This is a genomic window from Kitasatospora phosalacinea, assembly GCF_000716545.1.
GTDB classification, from domain to species: Bacteria; Actinomycetota; Actinomycetes; order Streptomycetales; family Streptomycetaceae; genus Kitasatospora; species Kitasatospora phosalacinea.
In genome coordinates, this window is record NZ_JNWZ01000053.1 from 1 (window position 1) to 16233 (window position 16233).

Below are 16233 nucleotides of genomic sequence, written 5' to 3' on the forward strand. Positions count from 1 at the left end.
GTCACGCTTCCTACGAGCCCTTCACCCGCCCGCTCGACCTCCTCGGCATCGCTTGACCAACACAGTCACAAGATCACAGGACTTTGCAACGGCCCTGGGCTGCCGGCGGAGAGCGCCGCAGCGGCGGAAATCTCTCTGCCGAACTCCGAATTCAACGCCGCATTGCACCAGTTCGCCATCGATGGAAACGGATTTCGGCGCCCTGTAGAGTGAGCGGCCGCGAGCGCCGCCGCAACCTGTGAACTCAAGAGCGGTAGGTCATCCTCCTTTCGACAACCGCCATCAGGACGGATGCGGAACTCCCGCGTGCCGCGGCGTTTCGATGTCACACCGAATCCCATCCACCGCCGACCAGGAGTCCCACGTGCCGCCGATCTTTCCCGAAACCGTCCTGCGCACCGATCGGCTGCTGCTCCGCCCCTTCACCGCGGCGGACGTGGAGGAGACCAGGGCCGCCTGCTCGGACGAACTGACCCAGCAGTGGCTGCCGCTGCCCCGGCCGTACACCACCGAGGACGCGGCGGCCTGGTGCACCGGGGTGTCGCACCACTTGCGCACGTCCGGCGACGGCATCCACTTCGCCGTCGCCGATACCGACTCCGGTCGACTGCTGGGCACGGTGGGGCTCAAGAAGACCGACTGGCCGGCCCGGGTGAGCGAGGTCGGCTACTGGGCCGCACCGTGGGCCCGCGGCCGCGGCGTGATGCCGGAGGCGACGCGCACGGTCGGCGCATGGCTGCTGGGCGGACAGGGCTTCCAGCGGCTGCAGTTGTTCGCCGCCACCGGCAACACCGCTTCCCAGCGGGTCGCCGAGAAGGCCGGGTTCCAGAAGGAGGGCGTGCTCCGGAACGCGGGCTACGTCCACTCCGGCCGGGTCGACCTGCTCGTCTTCTCGCTCGTGCCCGACGACCTGGCCGGAAACTGACGCGCCCGCGCCGGCGCGCCACCCGTCTCGACCCGTCACCGGCGCAGGACCAGGAAGCGCGCGCTGAACCAGAGCGTGACGAACCCGAGGACGTTTCCCACCGCCATCAACTTGGCCAGGTCTCCCGCGTCGACGGGCCCGGGTATGAGGAACGCGGCGGTCAGCATCACCGTGAAGTACGCGGTGTTCAGCAGGAAGGCCGTCCCCGCCCGACCGATCTGCTCCAGGTAGCCGAGCAGTGCGAGCGTCCCGCCGAAGAGCACCAGGGTGGGACCGACCCAGGCGAAGTACCCGGCCGCCACGGGGACCGCGGCCCGGTCGGTGGTCAGGGCGCGGGCGATCGGTTCCCGGAACAGGAACGCCGCCGCGCCGAGCAGCAGGTACGGGGGCAGGGACAGCCGCAGGGCGGTGATCAGACCCGCGTGGTTGATCTCCCTGCGGCTCTCGCCCGGCCGCAGGGTGACGGCGATCGCCGTGCCGGAGCCGACCGCCATCGCGATCACCATCAGCAGTCCGACCGCCATCTGTCCGAGGGAGAATCCGGCGACTTCGGTCGGCCCGGCCTCGCGCAGCATCCGCAGGTAGCCGAAGGTCACAGTGGACAGCAGCAGGAACGTGCCCGCCACCGGCGCACCGAGGCTCAGGAGTTCGCGCACCGCGGCCCGGTCACCGGCCAGCGGGGGCCGGGCCACCTGCTTCCGCCGGAGGACGACCGCGACGGCCACTCCGATGATCAGGGTGGCGGGCAGCCCACCGATCGGCACCGCCAGCACACCGAGCCCGGTGACCGCGTGGAGCACGACCGTTCCGACGATGGACAGCACGGTGAACAGCACGCCGAGCCAGGACGCCGGACCGGTGTGCCCCAGGCCGCGCAGGACGCCCGCGCCGAGATGGGGGACCAGCCCGATCGCACTGGTCAGGGCGAGGGTCACGACGAAGACCAGCACCGCGTGCCGTGCGCCCGGGGCGACCCCGAGAGCGGCCAGGATCGAGCCGGACGCCGCCAGCACGACGGCAGCCTGCAGCACCAGCAGCCCCGCGCCGATCGCGAAGAACGTCGGTACGGATTTGAGCGCGTCCCGGCTCCTGCCGTTCCGGGCGGCGATCCCGGCGGAAACCTGGGTGGCCACCACCAGCCCTTCCGTCACCGCGAGCACGAGGTAGCCGATCGGCGTGTACACCGACCGGACGTAGAGCGCCTCGGGGCCCAACCGTCCCAGGAAGGCCACCGTCCAAGTTTGCAGCACCAGCCCGGCCACCAGGCCGAGCAGGATGGAGACGGCCAGCCGCCCGGCCGAGACGTCCAGTGACGCGGGTGCGGTTTCCCGCACCTCACCCCTTGCCATGGTCTGCCCCATGATTTCCCTCCCGATTGCACCGACGGCCGCCCGGCAGGCACCGTCGATATCGATGCGGCCGACCGTAGCGGGGAATTTTTAAGAATTCAACGAAAGAAATTTGCGCGCCTCGGCGAGAGCGGAGCGGAAATCCCGGCCGTCGGCCGGCCGACGAACGGCCGGCAGCATCACCGGCCACCGGCTCGACGAGCCGTCGTCCCGCACCGCTCCCGGCGCCCGGCCCGGCAGCCCGTCCGATCACCCGGTCCGCTGCGAACTCCCATTCAGGGCACCACTCGTTGGAGGCACCCACCGGCGTGTCCCGGTACCCCGCCGCGACCGGGTGCGTTGTGCTGTACGGCACCCTTCGGCCCTGCGAGGCCGTGCCCCCCGAATCCCGACCGCCCAACGGAGGCCATCCATGTCCACCACCGCCGTCTTCACCGTCGAGGGAATGAGCTGCGGCCACTGCGAACGGACCGTCACCGCCGGACTGACCGCGTTGAACGGAGTCACCAACGTCATCGCCGACGCGAAGTCCGGTCAGGTGACCGTCGAATCCGCCGCGCCGCTCCAGGACGAGCAGATCCGCTCGGCCGTCACCGATGCCGGGTTCGCCCTGGTCGGTCGAATCTGAACCATTGCCGGACCGGCACCCCCTCACACCCCTTGCCGCCGTCCGTTCATTTACCGCCGCCAGATCCGGCCCAATCCCCTCCTTCGGGAAAAATCCCCGCATTCACTCTTGCGGGTAATTCTGCGTAACCACCGCCGGATCCCGGGAGAACCGCCCGGGCCGCCGCCGGAATCGACCGTCGGCCGCCCGGGCGCCCGCTCGACGAGTCGGCCCGCCGCCGGATCGGCGCACCATCGCCCCGTGCCGCGCCGCCGCGGAATCCGGTCCCGAATAATAATTTGCAGGCGATCTGCCGCCCCTCCTACCCTTGGCCATCACTGACAGCGCATCAGGTCTCGCCGTCGGCCTGCCGGGCTTTCCCCGCCAGGTTCCGAGGCCCAGTAGCGCCGTGCCCGAGAGGAGTTCCGTGATGGTTCCGATAATCCGCAGCCGCCCCACGGCGCTCCCGGTCGTCGTCCTTTCCGGCAGGTCCGTCCCCGCGCAGTAACCGCGACAGACCGCCACGATCGGGTTCCGCGCCTCCACGTCCCCTTTCCCGGAGGCACTGTGATCTTCCGTCCGATCGTCCCGCAGGAACTCAATGCCGTACTGGCCCATGTACGGCCCGACCCGTCCACCGCGGTCTCGGCGGACACCGTCCGCGCACGCCTGGCCGACCGCGAGTACCGCCACCGCTGGATCTGGGTGGCTGAGCCCTGTCCCGGCCGAGCACCGCTGGCCGTCGCCATCTGGTGGGGCAGCCCCGCCGACGCCCATCCGAGCAACCTGGACGCCCTGTTCGCCCGGTCCGATCCGATGTGGGCCTTCGCCGACCTGCGCCGGCGCACGTCATCGGCATCGGTTCCCCGGCCGACCACGGATCCGCGCAGCGCGGTCGCCGCCGCGCTGCTCATCGCCGCCCACCGGGTGTTCGCCGCCGGCGGGCTGGTCCCGGCGCCCGACTACCACCTCCTCCTGCCGTCCGGCTGGCGGGACCGCCCCGAGGCGGCCGCTTCCGTCGCGTGGCGCCGCAGGGCGGCCGAGGCGGCCGGTCTGCGCCTCACCTCCGAACAGCTCCGTTTCGAACGGACGGCGGACCGTCCCGTTCCCTCGCTGTCCGACCGGCTGTCCTTCACCCCGGACCCCGACGACGAAGTCTTCGTGGACCTCTTCCGCCGGTGCCTGTCGAAGAGCCTGGACACCGGCTCCACCCGGAAGGTGCTGCGCGTCGGTACGGAGGCGCACGCCCGGAACGAGATCGCGTTCTACCGCCACGGAATGCGCGGCCGGCGCTCCTGGTGGCGAATAGCGCGGACGGCCGCAGGACAGGTGGTCGGCTTCGCCATCCCCTCGCACAACTCCGTCGTCCCGGTGGTGGGCCACCTCGGGGTGCTGCCCCAGTTCCGGGGCCGCGGCTTCGCTGCGGAGATCCTCGCCGAGGCCACCCGGGTCCTGGCCGCCGAAACCCGGGCCAGGGTGATCCGCGCGGAAACCAACCTCTCCAACCACCCCATGGTCGCCGCCCTCGAACTGGTCGGCTACCGCGACCGCACCCGCCGACTGGTCTTCTCCGCCGTCTGACCAGCCACCCGTCGCGTCTCCGAACCGCCCCGCCACAACGCCCGTCCGGCCCCGCCCCGCCACCCTGTCGCCGTTCCGGGCCGCACGACGTCCGACGTCCCGTCACCGAGAGGAGAACCTCCCATCAGGTACGACTTCCAGCACAGCGCTCCACCGCCACGCCGGGTCGGCTCAGCCCAGCGAGAACGCCCCGTTGGGTGGAGGCGGCGAGTCCGCGGCCGTCGCGTCCGTGACCGGCTCTGCCGCCTGCTCCGGCGTCTCCGTCAGTCTCGCGGGGAACGGATCGGCGGCGAGCAACCGGGTCAACTCACCGGTGGGGAGCGGCGCGTCGGATCCGATCAGCAGGACGTTCCCGTAGCGCCGGCCCCGCAGCACCGAGGGCTCGGCCACCAGGCAGACATGGGCGAACACGGCCGCGACCGTGGCGGTCTGGGCCTTGGCGAACGTGAGCGGCGGGCCGTCCGCCAAGTTCGCCGCGTAGCAGCCTCCGGGCCGGAGCGCGGCGGCGGCCAGCCGTACGAACTCTACGCTGGTGAGGTGCGCCGGCGTCCGCGAGCCCCGGAACACATCGGCGACCACCACGTCGACGCTGGCGGGTGCCACGGAGGCGAGCGCGGCCCTGGCGTCGCCGACCGTCACGTCGATGCCGGACGGCCAGGGGAGGTGCTCGGCGATGAACTCGGTCAGCGGGCCGTCCAGTTCGACCACCTGCTGCCGCGAACCGGGCCTGGTCGCCGCCAGGTAGCGGGGCAGGGTGAGCCCACCGCCACCCAGGTGCAGCGCCTCCAACGGCTCCCCGGGGGCCGCGGCCACGTCCAGCAGGTGCGCGATCCGCTGCACGTACTCGAACTCGAGGTGCGTCGGGTCCTGGAGGTCGACGTACGACTGCGGCGTCCCGTCGAGGGTGAGCAGCCAACCGCCGTCGAGGTCGATGTCGGGCATCAACTTGGCGGTGCCCAAGGCCACCTCGCGCTCCACCGGTCGCGGATCCGCCCCGTCGACGGCGGTGCCGCTCATCGGGCGGGCTTCCGGGGAGCGGCGGAGTGGAGAACCGTGGGCGGAGGGACAGCCATGCGGGCAGCTTAGGCCCCATCAGGGCGGTCTTCCCAAACGGCGGCGGCTACCGACCGGTATGGTCGCTGGGTGGTACCGCCCGGGGTGGTCCCGGGCGGCGCGGTGGAGCGGGAAGTGGATGTGGCTGGCGTGGAATTCCGTGAAGACATCCTGGGTGCCCCGTACGAGGCGGCGGAGCTCCCGCTGCTCCCGGACGAGGAGGGTGAGGTCAGCGCCACCCTGGTCCGTCGGCGGGTCGAAGGGTCCCGCCAGGCGGTGCTGTACCTGCACGGCTACAACGACTACTTCTTCCAGACCCACCTGGCGGACCATTTCGCGGCGGCCGGTTTCTCCTTCTACGCACTGGACCTCCGCAAGTACGGCAGGTCGCTCCGCCCCCACCACTCCCCCAACTTCGTCCGGGATCTCCTCGCCTACGACGAGGAACTGGACGAGGCGGTCCGGATCATCCGGGAGCTGGACGGCCACACCCGGCTCCTGGTGAACGGGCACTCGACGGGTGGGCTGGTGGCGGCCCTGTGGGCGGCCCGCCGGGCCGGCCGCGGGCTGGTCGACGGCCTGTTCCTCAACAGCCCGTTCCTGTCGATGCCCGCCGCACCTGCGATGCGGACTCTCGGCGCCCCCGCGCTCGACGCCATCGGGCGCGCCTCCCCCACCCGGAAGCTGCCCGCACCGCTCAACCCGCACTACGTTCACAGCCTCCACCGGAGCCACCGTGGCAGCTGGGACTTCGACCTCGCCCTGAAGCCCGCCGAGGGTTTTCCGCTGTTCGCCGGGTGGCTGGCGGCGATCCAGCGCGGCCACCGGCAGGTCCGCCGGGGGCTCCCGATCGACTGCCCGGTCCTGCTGATGGCTTCCACCGCCTCCACCGTCACCAACCGGTGGGATCCGGCACTGATGCACACCGACGCGGTGCTGCGCGCCGACGACATCGCCGCACTCGCACCGCGTCTCGGCCGGCACGTCACCACCGTCCGGATCCGGGACGGGGTACACGACCTGGTGCTGTCCGCCGAGCCGGCCCGGACCGAGGTGTTCACCGAGCTGGACCGCTGGATGGCGGCCTACTTCCCGGCCCCCTGACCACCGACCTCTGACCCCTGCCCTCTCCTCTGACCCCTGCCCCCCTCCGACCCCTGACCACCGCACCCTGCCGTCGGACCGGCAGACGCTCACGACTCGACCCGGTGCCGCTTCCGGCGGCTGCCCGGCAGGCCCGGGCCCTCCGCGTCGCCCCGGAGGACGGAGACCACGCCGAGTCCGGCGGCACAGACCGGCACAGCCAGCAGGGCACCGATGATTCCGGCGATCCCGGCCCCCGCCACCACCGCGATCATGATGGTGGCGGGGTGGAGTTCCACGGTCCGGCTCTGGATGAGCGGCTGCAGGACGTTCCCCTCGATCGCCTGCACCGCCAGCACCACCCCGAGGACCCACAGGGCGGTGCCCAGCCCACCGTTCGCGAGGGCCACCAGGACGGCCACCGTTCCCGAGAGAAAGGCGCCGACGAAAGGGATGTAGGCACCCATGAAGACCAGCGCGCCGAGCCCCGCCGCGCCCGGAACCCCCAGGACCAGCAGCCCGATGGAGATGAACGTGGCGTCGATCAGGGCGATCAGGGTGGTGCCCCGCATGAACCCGGCCATGGCGGTGAACGCCTGCTGACCGCACGCGATGACGGTATCGGAGTGTCGGCCGGGAATCAGCTCGTGCACCGCGTCACCGAAGCGGTGCCCGTCCCGCAGGAAGAAGAAGACCAGCGCGAGGGCGAGCACTCCGCCGGTCAGCAGTTGGGTGACCAGTCCGAGTCCGGAGAGGACGCCGTTGGCGAGCGAGTCCACCAGGGTGCTCCCGGAGCCCGAGCTCTCCTTGAGCGCGTACTGGATCTTGTCGCCGAACGGCCCCAGCCAGGAGGCGATCCGGTCACCCGCCTGCTGGAGCCCCGAAGCGATCTGCGGCGCGCTGCTCACCAGGGAGTTGACCAGCAGCGCGATCCCACCGGTGACCGCGAGCACCAGGATCGCGCAGGTCAGCCCGGCCGCCACGCCCCGTTTGACGCCCCGGCGCACCAGCCAGGGCATCACTGGGTAGAGCAGCGCCGTGGCCAGCAACGCGACCACCATCGGAATCGTCGCGGCCCGCAACTCCACCACCACGAAGACGGCGAACGCGGCCACGGTGATGAAGAGGATCACCGCCGCGGACCAGGCGGCAGCCGACCGGATCGTCGCGGGAAGCATCTGGGACGGCCGCCGGCCGTCCGGGTCCGCACCGCCCCCGGCGACCACGGGCAGCGCTCCTGACGCCCCACCACTTCCAGAGGAAGGATTCCCACTTGATGATGTCGACAGGTCTGGTCGGTCGCCCGGGCCCGGGGAGCCCTCTGCCGTCACCGTCACCTCCGCAGCCGACGCTCCGTCATGATCGTCTTATTTCAACAGACGACGGTCATGTCGGCGGGCAGGAGCCGACGGCGTGGCGTGCCACCCGTGCCGGGCCGCCCTCCGCCCGGGCTGCTCGCTGCGGGTCAGGTCCGGTGCTGGTCGATCGTCCGGCGCAGGAGTGCGATCCGGTTGGAGGTCAGCGAGTCGACCCCGAGGGCGAGCATCCGTCGCATGGTGCGTCGCAGGTCCACGGTCCAGGTCGCCAGTCCCATCCCGGCGTCGTGGGCGGAGGCCACCAGTCGCTCGTCGACCAACCCGAAAGGCGGATTGAGGTAGCTGGGGCGCAGTTCGTCGAGCAGCCGCCGCTTGGGCAGTTGCGGCCGCTTCCAGGTCAGGGAGATCTCCGCTCCCGGCGCCAGCTCGCGCACCGCGAGCATGGCCGTGACCGGCCCGCAGAAGGCGACGCGGTCCTCCACCCCGAGTTCGCTGACGGCCCGCCAGGTGGCGGCGGCCGGCCCGTCCCCGTCCAGGTCGATCATCAGCCGTGCACCGCCCGTGGCGGCGACGGTCTGCAGGGCCTCGGCGAGGGTGGGGATCCGGAGCCCGGGGGCGGCCACTTCCTCCAGTTGTTCGAGCGTCACGCGGTCGATCCGGCGCTGGTCGTTCCACAGCCGTTCGAGGGTGTGGTCGTGCAGCAGCACGGGCACTCCGTCCCGGGTGAGCCGGACGTCGACCTCGACGGCGTCGGCTCCGGCGGCGAGAGCCGCGCTGACCGCCGGCAGGGTGTTCTCGCGGTGCAGGTACGGGTCACCACGGTGGGCAACGGCACGCACGCGGCTCTTCAACGGGATCTCCCTCTCGCACGGTCGGAATACTCACAGCACTGGCCGCCCCGCCACCGGTCGGCCGTAGACCTCCGCATCCTAGGCGGCGTCAGTTCGCGTCCGTTGCCCGGCTGCCGCCGGTGCCGACCGGCCGAGCCTCAGCGCCGCTCGACCACGACGTTGGTCGACTTGATCACCGCGGTGGCGGGTGCTCCGGGAACGAGGCCGAGTTCCTCGGCGGAGTCGCGGCTGATCAGGGAGACCACCCGGAACGGGCCGGCCTGGATCTCCACCTGCGCGGCGACGTCTCCCAGGACGACGGCGGTCACGATCCCGGGGAACCGGTTCCGGGCCGAGGAACGCCCTTCCACCTCACTGTTCTCCGGCCGGGCCAGCTCCCGGGCGAACGCCGCGAGTTCCGCCCCGGCGATGATCCGGTGGCCGTGCTCGTCACGCATCGCCGGCAGCCGGCCCGCGTCCACCCACCGCCGCATGGTGTCGGCACTCACCCCGAGCATCGAGGCGGCCTCTCCGATGCGGTACGGGTGGACGGGCCGGTCGGACGTGGCCATCGATGCGGCTCCCGGGCGATTCAAGAACGGACTGGCGGACCCCGCCATCCTGCCGTACCGGCCCCCGTCCCCACGCACACCCCACCACCCCCGGGGCCCGGGATCCGGCCACTGCCCGTCCGGCGAACGCCCACCCGAGGAACACCCGCCCGGCGAACGCCCACCCGAGGAACGCCCGCCCGGCGAACACTCACCCGCCGAGGATCCACACGGCGCGCCTACCCGGCGAACGCCCGTCCGCAGCCCGGCCCGGCCCGGCGCGGTGCGCTGCGGGCCGTGGCGTCAGTCCCCGCCGAACAGCTCCCGCCGCGCCGCGTCCCCGGCGGTCAGCACCGCTCCGGCCAGGACGGCGCCGCCGCCCGCGGTGCCGGCCCGCACCTCGGTGGCGAGCGGGGAGAGCCGGGCCAGGTGCTGCTCCACCCGGTCGGCCAGTTCGGGGCCGCCGGCCTGTCCGATCTCGCCGCCCAGCACCACGCAGCCCGGGTCGAGCACGACGCAGATCGCGGAGGCTCCGATGGCGATGCGCAGCGCCAGTTCGTCCAGGAAGCCGTCGGCCCCGGTCTCGACGGCCTGCCGCACCACGGCCTCGGCGGCCTCTCCCCCGTCCTCGCCGTCGAGGCCGGGGCCGGGTGTGAGGCCGTGGCGGGCGGCGAGCTCGCAGACCGCGGCGCTCGACACCGTGGAGTGGAAGCCGGCGTCGCACTTCGTGGCGCCGGGCAGTCCCAACGTCCCGGGGACGGGCAGGAACCCGATCTCGCCGGTGCCGCCGGAGGCCCCCCGGCGCAGGCGGCCGTCCAGCACCACGGAGGCGCCGACGCCGTGCCCCAGCCAGATCAGTGCGAAGTCCCGCCTGCCCCGGGCCGCGCCGATGCGGTGCTCGGCGATCCCGGCGAGGTTCACCTCGTTCTCCAGGATCACCTCCGTCCCGGGGCGGGAGCGCAGGGCGGCGAGCAGCTTGGCGTGCCACTCGGGCAGCTTGCCGGAGTTGTTGAGCGTGCCCGTCGCCGGGTCGACCAGGCCCGGCGCGCCGACGGCCACGGTGTGCAGTTCCCGCGCCCCGACTTCGGCCGCGGTGGCGAGCAGCGTCTCGACGGTCCGTTCCACCAGCAGGTCGCCGTCGGCCGCTCCGGCCTCCGTCCCCCCGCCCGGGGTTCCCGTGCCGGGGGCGGCGGCGATGGTGGCCGTGCCGAGGGTCCGGCCGGTCAGGTCGGCGACCACCATGCTGACGCCGGTGGCACGGATGTCGATCCCGGCGAGGTGGGCGCGGTCGGCGACCAGCCCGTACAGCCGGGCGTTGGGGCCCCGGCGCAGTGCGGCGCTCTCTCCGGTGTGGGCGACCAGGCCGCTGCGCTGGAGTCGTTCGAGCAGGTCGGCGACGGTGGGTCGGGAGAGCCCGGTCAGAGTGCGCAGGTCGGATGCGGTGAGGGGCCCCCGTTCGAGCAGCAGGTCGAGGGCGAGCCGGTCGTTGATGGCCCGGGCGGTGCTCGGCGTGGCGGTGCGAGCGGTCGTCATGAGCCTGCATCCTTCCAGAGGTTTCTATCAGGCAGGGTCCCTGATAGTTTATTGCCATCCGACCGACCCAAGGGGGAGCCCGGCATGGGCGAGACTCTCAAGGACGTCCAGCGCGCAAGGGTGAGCGTGGCGCTGGTCTTCGCCGTCCACGGTGCCGTCACCGGCACCTTCGTCACCCGCATTCCGTGGATCAAGGACCACCTCGACCTGAGCCCCGGCCAGCTGGGCCTGGCCCTGGTGTTCCCCGCGGTCGGCGCGTCGGTGGCCATGCCGCTGGCCGGCCGGATCGTGCACCGCCTGGGTGCCAGGACGGCACTGCGGGGCCTGCTGACGCTGTGGTGCCTGTCGCTGGCGCTGCCCGCGCTCTCCCCGCACCTGGTGGTGTTCTGCCTGTCGCTGTTCCTCTACGGCGCGACGGCCGGCATGTCCGACGTGGCGATGAACGCGCAGGGCGTCGAGGTCGAGCAGCGGCTCGACCGGTCGATCATGTCCGGTCTGCACGGCATGTGGAGCGTCGGCGGTCTGATCGCCTCCGCCTTCGGTGTGCTGGCGGCCCACCAGCACGTCGACGCCCGGGTCCAGTACGCGGTGACGGCCGCGATCCTGGTGGTGCTCGCCCAGGTGGTCTCCCGCGGGGTGCTGGACGTCCGGCCGACCGCGGGGGAGGAGGCGCCGCCGCGTTTCGCCCTGCCTCCGAAGGAAGCGCTGGTCATCGGCCTGGTCGGGTTCTGCGCCGTGTTCGCCGAGGGCGCGTCGATGGACTGGAGCGGCGTCTACCTCCGTGACATCACCGGCGCCTCCTCCTCGGTCGCCGCCGCCTGCTTCACCGCCTTCGCCGCCACCATGGCCGCGGCCCGCCTGGCCGGTGACGCGGTCGTGCGCCGGCTCGGCCCGGTGCGCGCCGTCCGGCTGAGCGGCGTGGTCGCCACCACCGGCGGCCTGCTGGTGGTGTTCGCGAGCAGCCCGTACGTGGCCATCCCGGGCTTCGCACTGATCGGCATCGGCATCGCCGTGGTGGTCCCGCTCGCGTTCGCCGCCGCGGGCCGGGCCGGCAGCAACCCGAGCCAGTCCATCGCCGGTGTCGCCACCATCACCTACACCTCCGGCCTGGTCGCCCCGGCCGTGGTCGGCGGCATCGCACAGGCCAGTTCGCTGACCGTCTCCTTCATCGCGGTCACGCTGCTGGCGGCCGCACTGATCCCCTCCGCGACGGCGATGCGGCACCGCAAGTCGGTCGACACCCCGGTAGCTGCCTCCGGCTCCCTGGAGCCGATCCACTGACGGACGACCGGACAATGGGCGGCCGGCCGTCCGCCGAGGGGCGCGGGAGATTCACTCCCGCGCCCCTCGGCGTCTGCTCCCCGCCGCACACCGAGCCGCCGTCGAACCGGCCGCCACCGGGTCACCCGCCGGACCCGCACGGCAGGCCCTCCGCCTCGAGGGCCCCGGCCGCAGCGGGGCCGGGAGCAGGGCGTTCCGCGCGGGCCCGACGTGCCCCGGCACTGGCACTGGCCCGCGCCGGCCCGCGCTGGCCCGCGCCGACCCCGGTGATCTGCGCTTCCTTCCTTCCGTGCGATGCTCCTGGTCATGGATTCCGTCCCGCGCAACCCGATCGGCGCCCACGTCCCCGTCGCCGGGAAGGGGCTGGCCGGCACGGGGCTGGCCTACGCCGAGAAGGTCGGGGCGGAGGCGGTGCAGGTGTTCGTCGCCAACCCGCGCGGGTGGGCCACCCCCGCCGGGAACCCCGCGCACGACCTGGCCTTCCGGACGGCCTGTGCCGAACGGGGCATCCCGGCGTACGTGCACGCGCCCTACCTGATCAACTTCGGCTCCGACTCGGCCGCCACCCGGGAGCGCTCCGCCGAGTCCCTGACCCACTCGCTGCACCGTTCGGCCGCGATCGGCGCCCTCGGCACGGTCGTGCACACCGGCTCCGCGCTCTGCGGCACCCGGGCGGAGGCACTCGCCCAGGTCCGCGCCCAGGTGCTGCCGATCCTGGACGGCCTCGACCGGTACGGCGCCGACGCCCCGTGGCTGCTGCTGGAACCGACGGCGGGCCAGGGCAGTTCGCTCTGCTCCCGGATGGAGGACCTCGCCGCCTACCTGGACGCCCTCGACCACCATCCGCTGGTCGGCGTCTGCCTGGACACCTGCCACGCCTTCGCGGCCGGCCACGACCTGGCCGCACCGGACGGGATCGACGAGCTCTTCGACGCCCTGCACCGGGCGGTCGGCCACGACCGGCTGCGGCTGATCCACGCCAACGACTCGCAGGACGTCGCGGGCGCCCGCAAGGACCGCCACGAGAACATCGGCGCCGGACACATCGGGGCGGCCGCGTTCGAGGCACTGCTCGCGCACCCCGCCACCGCCGGCGTCCCCCTGATCATCGAGACCCCGGACGGCCGCCACGACCCCGCCCGGGTCGAGGGTGCCCGCCAGACCGCCGACATCGACCTGCTCAAACGGTTGCGCCGCCCCGCCCCCTGAACCGCCGCCCCGCCCCCTGAACCGCCTCCCCCTCCGAACCGCCTCCCCCTCTGAACCGCCTCCCCCGCACCCGCTCGGCGCCAGTTAAGCTCCCCGGGTGCCCGCCCCGCAGCCGATAGCCGCACCCGTCACCCCCTCCGTCACCCCCTCCGGCGCCGACTCCGCCACCACCACCGAACTCCCCGAGCCCGTCGAAGCCGCCGGCCCCGTTCAGCCTCCCCCGGCACAGCCGCACCCTCCCGTGCGCCGTCCGCCCCGCGGGGCCCTGCTGCGCCTCGGCGCGCTGCTCGCGGTGCTCGCCGCGGCCGCGGCCTCGCTGCTGCTGTGGGACCCGTCCGCCGTCATGTCCGCCGCCGACGGCCCGTGGCGGATGCCGATCGCGCTCGCGGTGTACGCCTTCGGCACGGTGGCCTTCCTGCCGCGTCCGGCATTGAACGCGGCGATGGGGGCGCTGTTCGGTTCGCTGTGGGGCGTGCCGCTGGCGGTCGCGGGGTCGGCGGTCGGTGCGGCGGTGGCGTTCGTCCTCGGGCGCCGGCTGGGGCGCGAGGCGCTGCGTCCGCTGGTGCGCGGCAAGGTGCTCACGGAGATCGACCGGCGCCTGTCCGAGCAGGGCTTCCGCAGCGTGCTGCTGGTCCGGCTGTTCCCGGGCGCGCCGTTCCAGGCCGGCAACCTCGCGTGCGCGTTCTCCGGCGTGGGGTTCTGGCCGTACCTCGCGGGCACCGCCCTCGGCGTGGTGCCGACCACCGCCGCGTACGTGGTCGCGGGGGCGAGCGCGAGTTCGCCCACCTCGCCGGCCTTCCTGGTCTCGGCCGGGGTGATCGCCGCGATGTGCGTGTTCAGCGCCGTCTCGCTCTGGCGGGCCCGCCCGCGCCGCTCCGCCTGACGCCCGCCACCGGAACGACGACCGCTCCCGGCCGGGCCGCCTCACCGAGGACGGTCGCACGGACCGAACGCCCGGCCGGACGGGGCGACCCTCAGTGCTCCACCTCGGGCGACCACTCGCCGAGCGAGCGCAGCACCGCCGTGTTGGCGGCCATCACGGCGCCGAGCCCGAGCGCCCACCAGGGGTGTCCGGCGATCGCCAGCAGCGCGACCGCGCCGCCCCAGACCAGCAGTTGCACGCCGTACCAGAGCACCGCCGAACCGCGGACCGGCCGCCGGGGTGCCGCATAACGTCCCCAGAGCACGACCGCCAGGGCCGGCAGCGCGAGTGCGACCAACACCCGGAGGACGACCGGACCGTGCGGCCACGCCCCGTAGCCGCCGACCGCCAGTGCCACCAGTGAGGCCAGTTCCAGCAGGAAACGCAGCGTCAGCTGAGCCCCCGTCATCCCCTTGCGCACCTCGTACCCGCCCCGTTCCCCGCCACGCCCTCCGATGATCCGCTCTTCCTACCACGCTGCCCGTCAAAACCGCACCACCGCACCCACCCGCACACCACCGCGCCCACCCGCGCACTGCCCGCACACCACCGCGCCCGCCCGCGCACCGCCCGGACACCGCCCGGACGCCGCCCGGACGCCGCCCGGACGCCGCCCGACGGGGGCGGAAAACGGTTCGCCCGGTCGGACCGATCTGCCCCACCATGTCCACATGACGAACACCAGTTCCGCCACCGCCCGCACCAGCCCGCCCTTCGCCGCCGACGAGGCGGTGATGCTCGGCGCCTGGCTGGACTTCCACCGCGCCACGCTCGCCCTCAAGTGCGAGGGCCTGACACCCGACCAGCTCCGCGAACGCGCCTGTCCACCGTCCTCGCTCTCCCTGCTCGGGCTGGTGCGGCACCTGACGGAGGTGGAGCGCCACTGGTTCCGCCAGGTGCTGGACGGCCAGGAGCTCGACCCGGCCGGCCGCTACTGGTCGGACGAGTTCCCGGACGGCGACTTCGACCTGGTGGACGGGGCCGACCCGGTCGCCGACACCGCCGCGTGGCAGCAGGAGGTGGCGTTCGCCCGGTCCGCCGCCGAGGGCCTGCCGCTGGACACGGTCGGCAGGGGCCAGTGGCGCGGCAACGAGGTGACGCTGCGTTGGATCCTGGTGCACATGATCGAGGAGTACGCCCGCCACAACGGCCACGCCGATCTGCTCCGGGAACGGATCGACGGCTCCACCGGCGAGTAGCCGCACCCCGCGCCACCCCCCGGGTGCGCGCCCCTCGGCCGCGACCCGCCACCCCGGAGTGAAGCCGTTACACGATTGTTGACAGTGAGTCAACTAACGTCCGGATGCCACCGGTAGGGTCGTCGCGCGCAACCGTTCACCTGTCGGTGGCGTCCTGTCGAATATCCGGACAACCACGGATTTTCCCGCGCGCCACAACCCGTCCAGTGGGTACAAGCGGGCACATCTACGGTGATCAGTGCGATACTCGGACAGTTCCAACAAGTGGATGACGTGTCAAAACGATCCGTCGTCCTCCGGGGGACGAGTACGGAACGAGAAAGGGAGGCGCGGCTAATGGGAGCACTTCGCGACGAGCACCACAACGGGTGGCTGATGCCTTCCGGCAGCTACCCGGCCGCGATGTACGAAGAATCCTGGGAGGGCGAGGAGACGCTGCCGAGCGTCCAGACCGGCCCCTCCAAGATCGTCTCGCTCCGCCCGACGGGCTTCGAGGCCGCCCGCACCGTCGGCGAGCACATCCGCGCCGCCACGCCAGTGGTCATGGACCTCACCGAGATGGACGACGCCGAGGCCAAGCGGATGGTCGACTTCGCCTCCGGCCTGATCTTCGGCACCCGCGGCGGCATCGAGCGGATCGCCCGCCGGGTGTTCCTGCTCACCCCGGCCGACGTCGAGGTGACGGTCATCGACCGCCCGATCGACGACTCGGGCTTCTACAACCAGAGCTGACCGCCCGCTCACCCGCCGCACCCCGCCCCCCCCCGAAGACCCCGCGCCCCGCGCGGGGTCTC

Annotated in this window: 17 protein-coding genes; 10 read left to right on the top strand and 7 right to left on the bottom strand. The window is 72.8% G+C overall.

Annotated elements, in window-relative coordinates:
• Together OO48_RS39330 and OO48_RS24215 are read left to right on the top strand one after the other, a co-directional pair.
• Positions 1-213, top strand: a 213-nt coding sequence (locus OO48_RS39330; RefSeq protein WP_209439537.1) for a hypothetical protein, incomplete at its 5' end; no start/stop codon positions are given.
• 151 nt (positions 214-364) lie between these two features.
• Positions 365-925, top strand: a complete 561-nt coding sequence (locus tag OO48_RS24215; RefSeq protein ID WP_033219791.1) for a GNAT family N-acetyltransferase — start codon at positions 365-367, stop codon at positions 923-925.
• Between the two features lie 35 nt (positions 926-960).
• Here the strand turns inward: OO48_RS24215 and OO48_RS24220 are convergent, their stop codons facing one another.
• A complete protein-coding gene (locus OO48_RS24220; RefSeq protein WP_033219792.1) occupies positions 961-2259 on the bottom strand; it encodes an MATE family efflux transporter in 1299 nt (432 codons plus the stop codon).
• Positions 2260-2686: 427 nt separating this feature from the next.
• On the opposite strand from OO48_RS24220, the gene OO48_RS24225 reads away from it, so the two are divergent.
• Both OO48_RS24225 and OO48_RS24230 read left to right on the top strand, forming a co-directional pair.
• Entirely contained in the window at positions 2687-2902 is a 216-nt protein-coding gene (locus OO48_RS24225; RefSeq protein ID WP_033219794.1) for a heavy-metal-associated domain-containing protein, read from the top strand.
• Positions 2903-3448: 546 nt separating this feature from the next.
• Positions 3449-4462 (top strand): GNAT family N-acetyltransferase, encoded by a 1014-nt coding sequence (locus tag OO48_RS24230; RefSeq protein WP_051732656.1) that lies wholly within the window; start codon positions 3449-3451, stop codon positions 4460-4462.
• Positions 4463-4633: 171 nt separating this feature from the next.
• Here the strand turns inward: OO48_RS24230 and OO48_RS24235 are convergent, their stop codons facing one another.
• A complete protein-coding gene (locus OO48_RS24235; protein WP_033219796.1) occupies positions 4634-5479 on the bottom strand; it encodes a spermidine synthase in 846 nt (281 codons plus the stop codon).
• A gap of 186 nt (positions 5480-5665) precedes the next feature.
• Between OO48_RS24235 and OO48_RS24240 the strand changes: the two genes are divergently transcribed.
• Entirely contained in the window at positions 5666-6619 is a 954-nt protein-coding gene (locus OO48_RS24240) for an alpha/beta hydrolase (protein ID WP_033219798.1), read from the top strand.
• Between the two features lie 89 nt (positions 6620-6708).
• On the opposite strand, the gene OO48_RS24245 is transcribed toward OO48_RS24240, so the two are convergent.
• From OO48_RS24245 to OO48_RS24260, 4 genes are all read right to left on the bottom strand, one after another.
• The gene (locus tag OO48_RS24245; protein WP_245194783.1) at positions 6709-7731 is read right to left on the bottom strand and encodes an AI-2E family transporter; all 1023 of its coding nucleotides are present in this window, start codon (positions 7729-7731) and stop codon (positions 6709-6711) included.
• A 332-nt stretch (positions 7732-8063) separates the two neighbouring features.
• Positions 8064-8753 carry a glycerophosphodiester phosphodiesterase gene (locus tag OO48_RS24250; RefSeq protein WP_245194784.1) on the bottom strand — a complete coding sequence of 230 codons (690 nt, stop codon included), beginning with the start codon at positions 8751-8753 and terminating at the stop codon, positions 8064-8066.
• A gap of 149 nt (positions 8754-8902) precedes the next feature.
• The gene (locus tag OO48_RS24255; RefSeq protein ID WP_033219802.1) at positions 8903-9316 is read right to left on the bottom strand and encodes a TOBE domain-containing protein; all 414 of its coding nucleotides are present in this window, start codon (positions 9314-9316) and stop codon (positions 8903-8905) included.
• A 282-nt stretch (positions 9317-9598) separates the two neighbouring features.
• Positions 9599-10828, bottom strand: coding sequence for an ROK family transcriptional regulator (locus OO48_RS24260; RefSeq protein WP_033219803.1), 1230 nt, complete (start codon positions 10826-10828; stop codon positions 9599-9601).
• An 84-nt stretch (positions 10829-10912) separates the two neighbouring features.
• Between OO48_RS24260 and OO48_RS24265 the strand changes: the two genes are divergently transcribed.
• The 3 genes from OO48_RS24265 to OO48_RS24275 all read left to right on the top strand — a co-directional run bounded on the left by OO48_RS24265 (position 10913) and on the right by OO48_RS24275 (position 14201).
• Positions 10913-12109, top strand: a complete 1197-nt coding sequence (locus OO48_RS24265; protein ID WP_033219805.1) for an MFS transporter — start codon at positions 10913-10915, stop codon at positions 12107-12109.
• 306 nt (positions 12110-12415) lie between these two features.
• Positions 12416-13318, top strand: coding sequence for a deoxyribonuclease IV (locus OO48_RS24270; RefSeq protein WP_051732678.1), 903 nt, complete (start codon positions 12416-12418; stop codon positions 13316-13318).
• A 97-nt stretch (positions 13319-13415) separates the two neighbouring features.
• On the top strand, positions 13416-14201 hold the full coding sequence (locus OO48_RS24275) for a TVP38/TMEM64 family protein (RefSeq protein ID WP_051732660.1): 786 nt from the start codon (positions 13416-13418) through the stop codon (positions 14199-14201).
• 91 nt (positions 14202-14292) lie between these two features.
• Here OO48_RS24275 and OO48_RS35380 read toward each other — a convergent pair whose 3' ends face one another.
• A complete protein-coding gene (locus tag OO48_RS35380) occupies positions 14293-14649 on the bottom strand; it encodes a YrdB family protein (RefSeq protein ID WP_051732662.1) in 357 nt (118 codons plus the stop codon).
• A 262-nt stretch (positions 14650-14911) separates the two neighbouring features.
• Between OO48_RS35380 and OO48_RS24285 the strand changes: the two genes are divergently transcribed.
• Together OO48_RS24285 and OO48_RS24290 are read left to right on the top strand one after the other, a co-directional pair.
• Positions 14912-15439 (top strand): DinB family protein, encoded by a 528-nt coding sequence (locus OO48_RS24285; protein WP_033219809.1) that lies wholly within the window; start codon positions 14912-14914, stop codon positions 15437-15439.
• Between the two features lie 336 nt (positions 15440-15775).
• Positions 15776-16171, top strand: a complete 396-nt coding sequence (locus OO48_RS24290) for a cell division protein SepF (protein ID WP_051732664.1) — start codon at positions 15776-15778, stop codon at positions 16169-16171.
• Positions 16172-16233: the final 62 nt, after the last annotated feature.

Excerpts from the sequence above, each read along its gene's own strand:
- OO48_RS24290 (WP_051732664.1), top strand. The coding sequence starts at position 15,776 with ATGGGAGCACTTCGCGACGAGCACCACAACGGGTGGCTGATGCCTTCC.
- OO48_RS24260 (WP_033219803.1), bottom strand. The coding sequence starts at position 10,828 with ATGACGACCGCTCGCACCGCCACGCCGAGCACCGCCCGGGCCATCAAC.
- OO48_RS24255 (WP_033219802.1), bottom strand. The coding sequence starts at position 9,316 with ATGGCCACGTCCGACCGGCCCGTCCACCCGTACCGCATCGGAGAGGCC.
- OO48_RS24265 (WP_033219805.1), top strand. The coding sequence starts at position 10,913 with ATGGGCGAGACTCTCAAGGACGTCCAGCGCGCAAGGGTGAGCGTGGCG.
- OO48_RS24270 (WP_051732678.1), top strand. The coding sequence starts at position 12,416 with ATGGATTCCGTCCCGCGCAACCCGATCGGCGCCCACGTCCCCGTCGCC.
- OO48_RS24235 (WP_033219796.1), bottom strand. The coding sequence starts at position 5,479 with ATGAGCGGCACCGCCGTCGACGGGGCGGATCCGCGACCGGTGGAGCGC.
- OO48_RS24225 (WP_033219794.1), top strand. The coding sequence starts at position 2,687 with ATGTCCACCACCGCCGTCTTCACCGTCGAGGGAATGAGCTGCGGCCAC.
- OO48_RS35380 (WP_051732662.1), bottom strand. The coding sequence starts at position 14,649 with ATGACGGGGGCTCAGCTGACGCTGCGTTTCCTGCTGGAACTGGCCTCA.
- OO48_RS24285 (WP_033219809.1), top strand. The coding sequence starts at position 14,912 with ATGACGAACACCAGTTCCGCCACCGCCCGCACCAGCCCGCCCTTCGCC.